At 40.1% G+C, this 13,005-nt stretch carries 11 protein-coding genes; 5 read left to right on the top strand and 6 right to left on the bottom strand.

The genetic code is table 11. From position 1 onward, the window contains the following. Positions 1-14 precede the first annotated feature (14 nt). Positions 15-1,064, bottom strand: coding sequence for a rod shape-determining protein (locus Q0791_RS13650; protein WP_298771488.1), 1,050 nt, complete (start codon positions 1,062-1,064; stop codon positions 15-17). A 617-nt stretch (positions 1,065-1,681) separates the two neighbouring features. Between Q0791_RS13650 and hslV the strand changes: the two genes are divergently transcribed. The 3 genes from hslV (at position 1,682) to Q0791_RS13635 (ending at position 4,104) form a co-directional block, all read left to right on the top strand. Beyond that, entirely contained in the window at positions 1,682-2,206 is a 525-nt protein-coding gene (gene hslV / locus Q0791_RS13645; RefSeq protein WP_298771490.1) for an ATP-dependent protease subunit HslV, read from the top strand. A 35-nt stretch (positions 2,207-2,241) separates the two neighbouring features. Next, positions 2,242-3,567: an ATP-dependent protease ATPase subunit HslU gene (hslU, locus tag Q0791_RS13640; RefSeq protein WP_299007244.1), complete on the top strand. Its 1,326-nt coding sequence runs from the start codon at positions 2,242-2,244 to the stop codon at positions 3,565-3,567. A 141-nt stretch (positions 3,568-3,708) separates the two neighbouring features. Continuing rightward, complete coding sequence (locus Q0791_RS13635) at positions 3,709-4,104, top strand: DUF971 domain-containing protein (protein WP_299007242.1); 396 nt, start codon at positions 3,709-3,711, stop codon at positions 4,102-4,104. A gap of 119 nt (positions 4,105-4,223) precedes the next feature. Here the strand turns inward: Q0791_RS13635 and Q0791_RS13630 are convergent, their stop codons facing one another. Further along, positions 4,224-4,466 (bottom strand): YgjV family protein, encoded by a 243-nt coding sequence (locus Q0791_RS13630; RefSeq protein ID WP_299007240.1) that lies wholly within the window; start codon positions 4,464-4,466, stop codon positions 4,224-4,226. A gap of 269 nt (positions 4,467-4,735) precedes the next feature. On the opposite strand from Q0791_RS13630, the gene rraA reads away from it, so the two are divergent. Further along, positions 4,736-5,221 carry a ribonuclease E activity regulator RraA gene (gene rraA, locus Q0791_RS13625; protein ID WP_299007238.1) on the top strand — a complete coding sequence of 162 codons (486 nt, stop codon included), beginning with the start codon at positions 4,736-4,738 and terminating at the stop codon, positions 5,219-5,221. Positions 5,222-5,359: 138 nt separating this feature from the next. Beyond that, positions 5,360-6,388, top strand: coding sequence for a formimidoylglutamase (locus tag Q0791_RS13620; protein WP_299007274.1), 1,029 nt, complete (start codon positions 5,360-5,362; stop codon positions 6,386-6,388). A 39-nt stretch (positions 6,389-6,427) separates the two neighbouring features. Here the strand turns inward: Q0791_RS13620 and Q0791_RS13615 are convergent, their stop codons facing one another. The 4 genes from Q0791_RS13615 to Q0791_RS13600 all read right to left on the bottom strand — a co-directional run bounded on the left by Q0791_RS13615 (position 6,428) and on the right by Q0791_RS13600 (position 12,913). Next, positions 6,428-7,411 carry an NADPH:quinone reductase gene (locus tag Q0791_RS13615; RefSeq protein ID WP_299007236.1) on the bottom strand — a complete coding sequence of 328 codons (984 nt, stop codon included), beginning with the start codon at positions 7,409-7,411 and terminating at the stop codon, positions 6,428-6,430. Between the two features lie 210 nt (positions 7,412-7,621). Further along, positions 7,622-9,970, bottom strand: coding sequence for an Ig-like domain-containing protein (locus Q0791_RS13610; protein ID WP_299007234.1), 2,349 nt, complete (start codon positions 9,968-9,970; stop codon positions 7,622-7,624). A gap of 577 nt (positions 9,971-10,547) precedes the next feature. After that, a complete protein-coding gene (locus Q0791_RS13605; protein WP_299007231.1) occupies positions 10,548-11,297 on the bottom strand; it encodes an MBL fold metallo-hydrolase in 750 nt (249 codons plus the stop codon). 206 nt (positions 11,298-11,503) lie between these two features. Further along, positions 11,504-12,913: a S53 family peptidase gene (locus Q0791_RS13600; protein WP_299007228.1), complete on the bottom strand. Its 1,410-nt coding sequence runs from the start codon at positions 12,911-12,913 to the stop codon at positions 11,504-11,506. Positions 12,914-13,005: the final 92 nt, after the last annotated feature.

The raw sequence follows: 13,005 nt of genomic DNA, 5'->3' as shown, positions 1-13,005 counted from the left end.
ATAAAAGCAACACGTTAATTTTCGTCGGAGAAAAGATCACCGCCATGCATATCGATCATTTCAAGGGCTTTGCCCCCTCCACGCGCTACGCAGGTTAATGGGTCTTCAGCAATCATCACAGGGATACCTGTTTCTTGCATCAGTAACCTATCCAAATCACGGATCAGTGCGCCACCACCAGTTAATACCATACCACGCTCAGAAATATCCGACGCAAGTTCTGGAGGCGATTGCTCCAATGCCACCATCACCGCACTAACAATACCCGATAAAGGCTCTTGTAATGCCTCTAATATCTCATTGCTATTAAGCGTGAAGCTTCGCGGCACACCTTCTGCAAGATTACGACCACGCACTTCGATTTCTAACACCTCATCACCAGGGTAAGCGGTGCCTATGGTGTGTTTGATCCGCTCTGCTGTCGCTTCACCAATTAAACTACCATAATTACGTCTAACATAATTAATAATCGCATCATCAAACTTATCACCGCCGATACGAACAGATGATGAATAGACAACGCCATTTAATGAAATAATCGCGACCTCTGTCGTACCGCCACCGATATCAACAACCATAGAACCTGTTGCTTCTGATACAGGAAGTCCTGCGCCAATCGCCGCCGCCATGGGCTCTTCAATTAAATACACTTCACGTGCGCCGGCCCCCATAGCTGATTCACGAATAGCGCGTCGCTCAACTTGAGTGGCCCCAACAGGTACGCAAACCAAAACCCTTGGGCTTGGGCGAAAAACACTGTTGTTATGAACTTGCTTAATAAAATGCTGAAGCATTTTCTCTGTCACATAAAAGTCGGCAATCACGCCATCTTTCATTGGACGGATAGCTTGTATATTGCCAGGTGTTCTCCCCAGCATTTGCTTGGCTTCTGTCCCCACAGCTGCAACAGACTTTTGCCCTGAATTGCCTCGCTCAGCGCGAATGGCCACAACAGAAGGTTCATCTAGTACTATGCCTTCTTCACGAACATAAATTAATGTATTAGCAGTACCCAAATCGATCGATAAATCGTTAGAAAAAATGCCACGCAGCTTCTTGAACATGTAACCGGCCTGTCTCAGTGGAGTCATTGAAAAAAGAAATCAGCTAACTTTATCACGCTTCTTAAAATCTACAAGGGCATAGACGTTAACAATCGCTAATGAGTCACGATTTTATCGTATAAAATGCATATTGCCTTATAAAAAAGCTATTTTTGTTAAAATAAACTAATCGATTCCATATATAGCAAACAAATAAAATACAGTTTTATCCACTAATTTTGTCTTCATTGCCAAAAAAAACAATTATAAATGCAAAAAATCAGGATAAATCACCTGTAAAACGAAAAAAAGCATCCACTTTGATAAAATGACTGCCTTTTCACATTATTTACATAACAAAAAAGTGTTCACTGTGATGATTTAATGCCAAAGTAAACATCATGGGCAAAAAGTAACCTACCTTCTGCATATGATAATCCCATGCACAAAGCGACACCCAATACAATAACTGAAATAAAGGGATCTTAATCGACAAAATGAGAGTGATTAGTCTATTTATTCAGCCCCCCACTCTCAAGTTTTCGTATTTCCCCTTGAATTATTTATAACCTCCCCCATATCTATATGCATCATCATCCAGTCGGCCCGTTGCCACTGGCTAGAGAAGAGGAATTATTGTGACCACTATCGTATCAGTTCGCCGTAATAACCAAGTCGTTATCGCTGGTGATGGACAAGTTTCCCTAGGCAATACCGTCATGAAAGGTAACGCTAGGAAAGTACGCCGCCTATACAATAATAAAGTACTTGCCGGTTTTGCAGGCGGTACCGCTGATGCATTTACCTTATTTGAGCGTTTTGAAGCTAAACTTGAAATGCATCAAGGCCATTTAATGAAAGCCGCAGTTGAAATGGCCAAAGATTGGCGCACCGATAAAATGTTGCGCAAATTAGAAGCGATTTTAGCCGTTGCCGATACAGAAGCATCACTGATTATCACTGGAAATGGTGATGTTGTGCAAACTGAAAATGACCTGATCGCCATTGGTTCAGGTGGTAACTTTGCACAATCTGCCGCGACTGCATTATTAGAAAATACAGAATTAAGTGCCCGTGAAATTGCTGAAAAGTCACTCACTATTGCTGGTGACATCTGTGTTTTTACTAATCAACATAAAACTGTTGAAGAAATTACTTACTAATCAAAAGTATCCAGCTATAGGCACGAGGAAAAATTATGTCTGAAATGACCCCACGTGAGATTGTCCATGAGCTGGACAGCCACATCATTGGCCAACAAAAGGCTAAACGTTCTGTTGCTATCGCCCTACGTAATCGCTGGCGACGCATGCAACTTAAAAGTGATTTACGTCAAGAAGTCACGCCCAAAAATATTTTAATGATTGGCCCTACTGGCGTCGGTAAAACAGAGATAGCTCGCCGCTTAGCCAAGCTTGCCAAAGCGCCTTTTATCAAAGTAGAAGCAACAAAATTTACCGAAGTGGGTTATGTAGGTAAAGAAGTCGACCAAATCATTCGCGATTTAACCGACATTGCGATTAAGCTCACCCGTGAAGAGCAAATGGCTAAATGTAAAACACAAGCCGAAGAAAATGCTGAAGAACGTATTTTAGATGCCTTAATCCCTAAACCAAACAATGAATGGGACGCAGAGAAAGCAGACGACTCAAATACTCGTCAGATCTTTCGTAAAAAGCTACGAGAAGGCCAATTAGACGATAAAGAAATTGAAATTGACGTTGCAGCGCCACAAGTGGGTATCGAAATCATGTCCCCCCCTGGCATGGAAGAAATGACCAACCAGCTGCAAAGCATGTTCCAAAACATGGGATCCAATACCAGCAAACGACGTAAACTCAAGATCAAAGAAGCTCAAAAGCTCTTGATTGAAGAAGAAGCGGGTAAGCTAGTCAATCAAGAAGATCTCAAAGAACAAGCCATTGAGTTAGTAGAACAACACGGTATCGTTTTCCTTGATGAAATCGATAAGATTTGTAAACGTGGGGATGCTTCTGGCCCAGATGTTTCTCGTGAAGGCGTGCAACGTGATTTACTGCCTCTTGTGGAAGGCAGTACCATTAACACTAAACATGGTATGGTAAAAACCGATCATATTTTGTTTATCGCATCAGGCGCTTTTCAAATGTCTAAGCCTTCGGATCTGATCCCTGAGCTTCAAGGCCGTCTTCCTATTCGAGTCGAATTAGAAGCCCTGTCAGCAGAAGACTTCCAACGTATATTAACTGAACCTCACGCCTCTTTAACCGAGCAATATGTTGAATTAATGGCAACTGAAGGCGTAAAAGTTCAATTTACTGACGATGGTATTGAACACATTGCCAAAGCAGCATGGCAAGTCAACGAACGTATCGAGAACATTGGTGCTCGACGCTTGCATACCGTTATGGAACGTTTGATGGAAGAGCTTTCTTTCGATGCATCCGATAAATCAGGCACCGAAGCGGTTATCGATGCTGAATATGTTAAAAACCATTTAGACGATCTGGTTATGGATGAAGATCTTAGCCGCTTTATTTTATAATCGCCATTCCAGATCGAAAATAAGTAATTATATTAATCAGAAAATAATTACTTAATAAGGTTCAAAGCATTTGAAGCTAATATAACGGCATCACATTTTCAGTGGTGCCGTTTTCATATCAATCACCCACAGGACGGACTCATGATACAAAAAAACCAAAAACCTTGTGTTACCGATCTCACCTTAAAGAAGACATCCCGTGAGCTTCAAATCCAGTTTAATACAGGTGAATCTTATTCACTTAGCTGTGAAATGCTTCGCGTCTACTCTCCTTCTGCTGAAGTGCAAGGTCATGGCAAGCCAATTCTTGTGGCCCATAAAAAAAATGTCAATATAACAGCATTAGAAGCGCTAGGTAATTATGCGGTGAAAATCACTTTTAATGATGGTCATGATACCGGACTATACTCTTGGGAGTACTTGTACAAACTCGCTACCGAACAAGCATCCTTGTGGCAAGATTATCTCTCTCGCTTAAAGCAAGAGAAAAAGAGTCGAGAGCCGCTTATCGATATGGCAGTGAAATATCATAAATAAGGGCTCTTTTTATGCCATGTTTCTGGTTGTCTTACACTTTTCCGCGCCAAATCATAGAATGCAGAAAGATTCTAAACTTGTTCAAACCCCTGAAGGCTTTACTGGGTCATTCAAAACCCTTACTTTAAAGAATCACGTTTTCTCAGGTATATCTTAAACAAATGATATAGATTGACCAAGGCAATGAAACCATTCATTGCCGCAACAGGCCAAGCATCAATCAACACACCATACAATGAAAATAATAGACAGCCCGTACAATTTAAACAACGTAACTTGATAATATCTTTCATCATGAAAGATACCGCAATAATGACGGATGCTAAATACCCGAGCATTTCGATCACATTTGAATATTCCATTTACCCCCCCCTTGATAAAGATTATTCTTTTTATATCAAGTAAAATACGACCCCTTCCTTAATCTAAACATCCCCCCAAAAGTCTATTTCCCATATCTATTTGCTATGAGATACTGGCCCATTTTGACACGAAGCAATATTCCATTAACTGATTTAAATCAATTTCCTCCTGATATCACTTTTCTTTTCAAAAAACCCTTATATACTGGGATAAATTATTGTCACTGCACCTTTAACCTGTGCAAAACTTATCTCTCAGGAGTGTCATTATGGAATACAACACCTCAGAACTTTGTGATACTTATCTCGATGTCGTTGATGTTGTCGAACCTATGTTTAGTAATTATGGGGGATGTAGCTCATTTGGTGGTGCCATCAGCACTATAAAGTGCTTTGAAGATAATGGGTTAATTATAGACGCCTTACAAGATGATGGTGAAGGAAAGGTTCTGCTTATTGATGGCGGAGGCTCACTTCGACGTGCATTAATCGATGCAAATATCGCCCAAATCGCCTGCGATCATCATTGGGAAGGGATTATTGTTTATGGCTCAGTAAGAGATGTTGATGCACTAGAAGATCTTGATATCGGTATTCAAGCTTTAGCTTCTATCCCTGTAGGCGCAGACAATAATACTATTGGAGAACAAGAGATCCCAGTCAATTTTGGTGGTGTGACTTTCTTACCAGGCGATCATATTTATGCAGATAATACAGGTATTATTCTATCACCTGAGCCACTGGATATTGATTAGACTTAAACAGACCCAAAGGATTTAATACCTCTTTTTACTCTGTAATATACGCTGTAATAAGGGGTTGATACTCACATCAACCCTTATCTCTGACTTACCATCTTCAGGCCATCACGTATGACACAATATTTAACGCTTATGACGCAACAGCATTTAGCTAAATTGTTTCAAAAAGTGGGGGGTGCAAGAATAGGTGAAACCAAACTGGGTCAAACAGCCCACACACCAGAGCCTAACCACTCTCTTGAAGCTATCCTCAATAAAGCAAAAAATAAAGGCGTTCGATTTGTCATTCTTGGCATTGAAGAAGATATAGGTCCAAGGGCAAATCTCGGCCGAGGTGGCGCGACCTATGCCTATGAAAGTGGAATAAGCCATTTTCTTAATATGCAATCTAATCGTTTCTTCAGTGGTCATGAATGCCTGATCCTAGGACAGATCATCACAAATGATCTACAAACTGAATTCAATCAAAATCTCAGTGAATTAAGAGAGCATGTCGAACAACTGGATGAACGAGTCATTAATGTACTGACTCCCATTATTGCTGCTGGACTTGAGCCAATTGTCATCGGCGGCGGACACAACAATGCTTATGGTCTATTGATGGCAACTAAGGCGGCGAAGCAAACCCCAGTGGCCGCTGTCAATCTTGACCCACATAGTGATTTTCGCCTTAGAGAAGGTCGGCATAGTGGTAATGGCTTCAGTTATGCCGCGGCAGAAGGGGCACTAAATTACTACCATGTCCTTGGATTACACGAACATAAAAATACCGAAGCCTCATTAGAACAACTTACTGCCTTCGGCGGCCATTGGCATAGCCTGCAACAGATCTGGCTGCGAAGGGAAATATCATTAGAAAAAGCCTTATTTGACATTAAACAAGCCTTAAATCAGACCCAAAGCCCAATTGCACTGGAGCTAGATCTCGATGCTATTATCAATATGCCCAGTAGTGCTTCAACTGCCGCAGGCATTTCACTAATAGATGCACTGCATTATGTCCATGACATCGCCAAACATTGCCCATGTGCTTATCTGCACTTAGCAGAAGCCGCACCAAGCTGCCACCCAGCGGGTATGGATGCCGGTCTACGTGTCACAGGGCAAAGTATCAGTGAGCTCATGCTCACCTATATACACGCACGGCTGCATGCCCTTTAATCCTTACAGCTTAAAGTATCACGGGGATAGATCCAAAACTCAAATTGATAAAATCACGCTACCTCTAATCTTTCCTGACTCAACAAGCTCATGAGCTTTAACCACTTCTTTAAGAGGAAGCCGCTCAGCAATACGATGACAAAGCCTGTTATGTTTTAATGCACTTTCAATAGCGTTAATCGCCATGTTCTTTGCCTTTTCAGGCATGTCATAAACAATAATGCATCGTAGCGTTAAATCTAAATACATCATCTTATAAAAGGGTAAGTAAGGCTTCGGCTCTTGAGTCGATGAATACGTCGCAATCACCCCCCCCGTTTTAATCACTTGTAAAATAGCCTCAAGATTCTGTCCAAATTCGACATCAATCACTCGATCAATCCGTTTACCATTACTTGCTTGTAAAATGTGTTTCGCAAACTCAGGCTCTCTATGATCCACCACAGCATCAGCTCCAACATTCAAACAAGTTTCGCTATCTTCATCATTTGATGCACTGGCTATGACAAAAGCTCCAGCCATTTTGGCCCACTGAATAGCATAAAAACCCACTCTACCCGCCCCACCGGTAATGAGTATTCTTTTATTTTTTACAAAACCATCAGCATGCACGCATCGATGTGCCGTCATGGCAGGGATCCCCAAACAAGCCCCAACCTCAAAGCTCGCTTCATTTGGTAAATGGGCTGCTCTTCGGCTTTCAATGCGAATAAACTCGGCCGATGTGCCATAACGCCGACCATGCTGAGCTTGATAAATCCAAACACGCTCCCCAATCCTTGCACTGGGTACCCCCTCACCCACAGCCTCAATAATGCCAGCGCCATCACTGTTAGGAATAATGGCACCATTATTTAATGATGCTGGAAATGCACCAGCTCGCTTCTTCACATCTGAGGGATTGACCGCAGAAGTATGCAGTCGCACTAAGACTTCACCGGCTTGTACAAGGGGCCTATTCACCTCTTGCAGTTTAAGAACATCTTTTGCTGCGCCAAATTGCTTAAATATGATCGCTTTCATCGTCAGCCATTTCATTAAAATGAGAGTAAATTAAGTGTAGGCGAACTTATCTTTAACGTAGAGCAACCTTAACACTCTCACTGTTAGCATTTAAAATATGACAAAGATAAAGACTACAAGCGTAGATTAGTGACTTAAATGCTTACCCATAAAAAAGGCGAGAATATTGCTATTCTCGCCTTTAATAAATCACTGGTTATTTAATCAGAATTACAATCCACCTCTGTCTAAGGTGTTTTGCCACTCCTGCTCATAATGACTTAAATCACCTTGCGTGATGATGTTGATACGGGGCTGAAAATAATAGCCTTCATCGACAATATCACCATTGCTATATTTTCTCTTGGTATACTCAAGTATCAAGGTACGCCCTTTCTCATCAACAGAGATCACCTCCCAATTTCGTTGATATTTCATATACTCATCTTCTGTAACCATATCGATATGATTATTTGACTTAGACCAAGTCCAATCCTTTTCAGCCACAAAATAGTCTTCATTAGTGACTTCAATGCCTTTATCGACTGTGCCATCAGATTTAAATTGATATCCATAGATATCTGATACTAATAACTTGTCATTTTCCCATGCACTGGAATAATAAGAATTAATATTCGCTAATTTCACTTGCGGCAATTCTGTCACTAAATTATCCGTAAAGGTTTTATAACTATCATCAAACTTAGCGAGTTTCCTATAATGAATAAACTGAAGCTCATTCGACTCATACATTTTCACTTGAGCAAATAATTCTTTCTCTAATGACATAAAAGGCAAAATAATAAACTCAATATTCCCATCAACCAATTTTAAAATACCGTCATCAATTGATGCTGTAAATCGATAAGGCGAAAAGTGCCCTTGTGCCTGCTCATCACTAATCGATATTCTATCACTAGCAACCACTTCATTTATTTCTGTATACCCTCGATACTTTATTGGATACACTAAAGGCAATACCCAATCCCCTTGTAGATCAGCCAACGTTTTCTCTTGCCATTCACTAATAAACCTATATTTTAACATTGAGTAGCTTTGCTCTGTTGGCATCACATAGATTAGTGGTTCACCTGACCATGCTTCATTTAATGCTTCGATATCGCTCAGATCCTCATCGTCAACATCGACAAAACTATAACGCTTTATTTTTTCAATACGCGTCACAACTTTGAAACTAGCATCAGTGTCATAAATAAGATGTATATATTCTTTTTGCTCAATCGTCGCTGCTAACGCCCACACCTGATGCTCTATCATAAAAGCAATAAGGGACGTCAAAGTTTCTTCAGAGAATTCATCAACCAACTCACTAAGCTCACCATTAGACAAAAAAGCATATGTTCTTGAATCAGGTTGTTCTACAATCAATCTTCCATCTTTAACTTGCCAAGTAATATCATCAAAATTCGCAACGGTTCGGTAGTAGGGAGACGCAGTCAATCCTTTTCCACTTTTATTAAAGATATAACTCGTCGCATTTTGAGGTAACCAACCTGATTGAGTCGAATACATTTCAGCAAATGTTATCCCTTCTAGCATCTCCGTTGTAAAGCGTCCGACTAAATTGGTATCTGCAAGTATCCCATCAATAGCCAACGCTAAATCATTTTGATAACTGAGCAGAGGCAGGCCATCGCCATTGAGTAAATCATTTACCCTTAAATACTCATTGATGTGGTCTTGAACCGAAACAGAGTCTTGCTCATCCACTGAGGTCGGGCTCAATAGACTCAAAACCGTTGCATTGTCCTCAATGGAATAATCATTGTCTTGAATAAGTAATTGAATAAACCCAGCTGTATTGATTAATGCTTCTGTTGAAACCTCTTCAAGTACAGTAGATAAATTTTCACCTTCAATAAACGTTTGGTTATTATTAACCACAATTGCATGTAAATAGCTAGCTGTTGATAAAACAGATAACTTAAGAGTGCTCAACTCATCACTGGATATCATACGATCATCGCCAGCTTGTTCCAATAATGCTTGCATCACACCCACATGGGACATAAGCTCTATTGATTCTTGCTTGTTGCTTTCGTGACCTTGAGCACGAATAGTCAGAATATCATTCAGACTATTTAACTTGACATCGAGTTCATAGTAACCGTCAGAATCAACTTGACTCGTTACGGTTTCGTCACCAATTTGAACATTCACATCTGCATTCAACAAAGTACTTTCTATTACTTGACCAGAGAGAGTCAAACTTTGAAATACACTGATGTCTACATTTGCTATTGCTTGACCATTATTGACACTGTAAGTTAGTGTATCTAATCCTGCATAGCCCTTATTAGGGGTATAGCTTATTTTATTATTCTCAACAATGGCTGAACCATAAAGCGGCTCAATATCAATGCCTGTGATCGTCAGCTCACCTGAGCTAACACTGTCATTACTCAACACATCGATGAGCACGGTTTCATCATCGATCACATCCACGGTATCACTTTGCACGACGGGCAGCTGTCCCACTTCTTTTTCCGCTTGATCATTATCACTACCACAAGCAGACAAGATGAGTAATACTGCCAAACTCACAACTTTAACCTTCATTAAAATATCCTTATGTTTTATGTAAACATCCTTATTTCGTCATTTCATCAAACCAATAATGTAAAATCATTTATCACTTCAATCAAAAAACAATAAGCTCTAGTTACATGATTTTCTCGCAAGCATTCGCATTTAAGAACAGCACAAAAAAGCAATCTGACAATCACAACAAAACAAAGTTATTAAAAAAGAGAAGGATAACAAAACCCAAAGAGTTAATAAACAGTAAATATATTGTAAAGTAGAGTTGGTTTAAGAAGGAAAATATAATCCCTTAAGTAATACCAATTCTATTATATAGATGATCAATTCAGAGCTTCTCAGGCTTTTCAATTCAAGGCGCATTTATGCTGTAATGGTGATTCCCTTTCAAATGAATGCAACGCTGAAGTGGAATGCCTGAGAAGCTCACTTTGTGCGGGTTTCAACATACTTTATGCTACGTTAGCTGCTTTCGATATAGAATCACTATTAGCTTCAATCATCTGCCTTGCCTACAGCATGTTGAACTCCCGCTGAAAGATCACTTATATAATAGAATTGGTATAACAACATATAGCCAAATCAAACTGAAGGGTTAAGCTCGACTCAATACTTTCTTCAGCTTTACTTTTACCGACCGCCAATGAGTGATAGGGATTGTCGGAGCGCGTTTCAGTAAAGATTGATAATCTTTTTCTGTCAACTCTACTTCACCACCATGGGCCAATGCCACAATGCTTGGATTCAGCGCTTGTACTTTTTTCAGTGAATTTTGATAACGATTCGGGTGAAAAATGGGGTAAGGGGGAATAAATTTAGTCTTCACTTTAACTATCAAGTCAGCCACATATAAACGTCCACTGGATGCATGGTAAAGAGAGATATCTCTGTCTGTATGGCCTTGAGTATGGATAGCTTGCCACTCATCAAAACCCGGCAGTAAGTCACCATCATCAAGATAATAGTCGGCATTTAATTGAGAAGAGTAATAGATATTTCGCCGCGGCTTTTTCATCTTTTTTGCCACCCACAAGGTAAGTAATATGTCGGTTAAATGCATCAATTTACCCTTCAGACCCGAATACCATTGTCCCTCTACATTTGCAGCAGCAATCTTACAACCTGTTATCTCTCGCAATTTATGGGCCGCCCCAGCATGATCTGGGTGCATATGTGTCACTACCACCAATGTTAAATCTTGCAAATGCCGCTTTAATTTGACATTGATATAGTGTGTTAATAATGGAATATCGGCACGACTACAACCATCGAGCAATAACAATTTATTCGAATATTCCACTAAATAAATTGTTTGTATATAACCCGCGATAGTATGTAACTGCATTTGTGTGTTATTCCTTAAAAAAACCTGTCTCCTTATTCATTATGCACCAACTCATCAGACCACTCAAATGTGATCAGAAGTGAACACAAGCCGTTACCCCAGTTCTTATTTAACACTCTGTTAGTAAATCAAAACCATTAACATGAAAAATGATATTAGGCAGCAGAGGTCATAAAATGAATCGCGATTCTTTTTATAGCATATTGCTAATCATCATTTTCAGACATCACTGCAACTAATGCATCGAGAAATGCTTTTCCTCTTGGCGAGCCAAAACCTGTGGTTAAATCCCAACCTTGGGTCGTAGAATAACCAGCAACATCGCTGTAAGTTAAGCTGCCGTCATCAAGGTATTCAAAAAGTTGATTACTTACTTGCTCTCCAGCCAGCACAGTTCCTTGAGAAACAGGTAAAATATCATTAAAAGCATTGCCATCATTGAGTTGATACAGCCATGGATTTAAATGGCCAATATAATCCATGCCTTCTGACGCCAAATGTTGGTTCATGAGCGAAAAAAAAGCGGCTGTTTGTGGAGAAGAAGAACTTGTTCCCCCCACAACTTCCCATGTACCATCATCATAAATTAAGACTCCACCATTGACTGATGCGCTCCAAGCTAAATCAGGAATGCCTCGACCAGAACCAGAGTTGGCATAAATTTTATCGGCGACAGGTGCTTGCCAATCAGGGATATCAAACAGTGTACTGATCCCGCCACCTGTTGCTAAACCTAGCCATGCCTCATTCCAAACCGTTTCTAATCGCTGCATTGGATTGTTGTTAGTATTAAAATAATCTGGATTATAGCTTACATAATCAATAGTATAGCTATCACTATTTGGATACCAACTCCAACCATATTGCAAGAGTGTTCCTCCCACAGCTGTGACATATGCACTTGAAGCCGGATAAAGAATGCTGGGTTCATCTTCGCCACTACTACTACCATAATCACCTGCTGAGGCAAAAAAGGTAATGCCATTTTCAATGCCCAATTGTAAAGCGGCTTCCATTTCCAATAGCTCAGTATCGGTGTAATAACCTTCAGTATAAGCACTTTCAGGGTCTCCAAAACTCATAGAAACAACTGTGCCTGCTGGGTAATTATTAGCGACATAAGTAATGGCTTCTATTGCACCTGCAATGATGGTGTCACTCTCCCCATCGCCAAGTTCAGCCATGATTAAATGTATAGCAGCATCAGGAGCAATAGCATGTGCCCATTGCACATCTAATGCTATTTCCCCCCCCCAATCTTCATAATAATCCGGTGTTCCTAAAATGATTTGCTGAAATTCAGGCATATCTTTATTAGGGAAAAAATTTTCATGAAACACGGTTAAATCTTCTTCTGCCGTTAGACTGCCATAGCTATCAATAAGCACAATCGTTTGGCCTAAACCCGTTAGTCCCATGTCATACAAGACATTCAGGCCATAAGCACCTTGCATATCTAATGGAGTATAACAACGTATTTGCTCTTCCTGAGTAAAGCTACCATCACTGTTATAAGAGGGAGCTGTACAAGTAGATTGATTATTTTCATTAAAACAAGCTGATAATAGTAAAACTCCAATTGCAATATTTAACTTTTTCATATTTTTTATGTTCATAATTGCCCTTAATTCTGTTAAGGCAAGTTAAAGATGTCACATTAGGGAGCAAAGTAGACATGTCACACAAGTCTGTGTCTTTTATCAATCCC

Source organism: uncultured Shewanella sp., from assembly GCF_947495455.1.
In the GTDB taxonomy this organism is placed as follows: Bacteria; Pseudomonadota; Gammaproteobacteria; order Enterobacterales; family Shewanellaceae; genus Shewanella.
The sequence above is the reverse complement of the archived record's forward strand: the minus strand, read 5'-3'. Positions and strand labels throughout refer to the sequence as shown.

Coding starts and splice junctions, on each gene's coding strand:
- Q0791_RS13650 (WP_298771488.1), bottom strand. CDS start 1,064: ATGTTCAAGAAGCTGCGTGGCATTTTTTCTAACGATTTATCGATCGAT.
- hslU (WP_299007244.1), top strand. CDS start 2,242: ATGTCTGAAATGACCCCACGTGAGATTGTCCATGAGCTGGACAGCCAC.
- Q0791_RS13635 (WP_299007242.1), top strand. CDS start 3,709: ATGATACAAAAAAACCAAAAACCTTGTGTTACCGATCTCACCTTAAAG.
- Q0791_RS13630 (WP_299007240.1), bottom strand. CDS start 4,466: ATGGAATATTCAAATGTGATCGAAATGCTCGGGTATTTAGCATCCGTC.
- rraA (WP_299007238.1), top strand. CDS start 4,736: ATGGAATACAACACCTCAGAACTTTGTGATACTTATCTCGATGTCGTT.
- Q0791_RS13620 (WP_299007274.1), top strand. CDS start 5,360: ATGACGCAACAGCATTTAGCTAAATTGTTTCAAAAAGTGGGGGGTGCA.
- Q0791_RS13615 (WP_299007236.1), bottom strand. CDS start 7,411: ATGAAAGCGATCATATTTAAGCAATTTGGCGCAGCAAAAGATGTTCTT.
- Q0791_RS13610 (WP_299007234.1), bottom strand. CDS start 9,970: ATGAAGGTTAAAGTTGTGAGTTTGGCAGTATTACTCATCTTGTCTGCT.
- Q0791_RS13605 (WP_299007231.1), bottom strand. CDS start 11,297: ATGCAGTTACATACTATCGCGGGTTATATACAAACAATTTATTTAGTG.
- Q0791_RS13600 (WP_299007228.1), bottom strand. CDS start 12,913: ATGAACATAAAAAATATGAAAAAGTTAAATATTGCAATTGGAGTTTTA.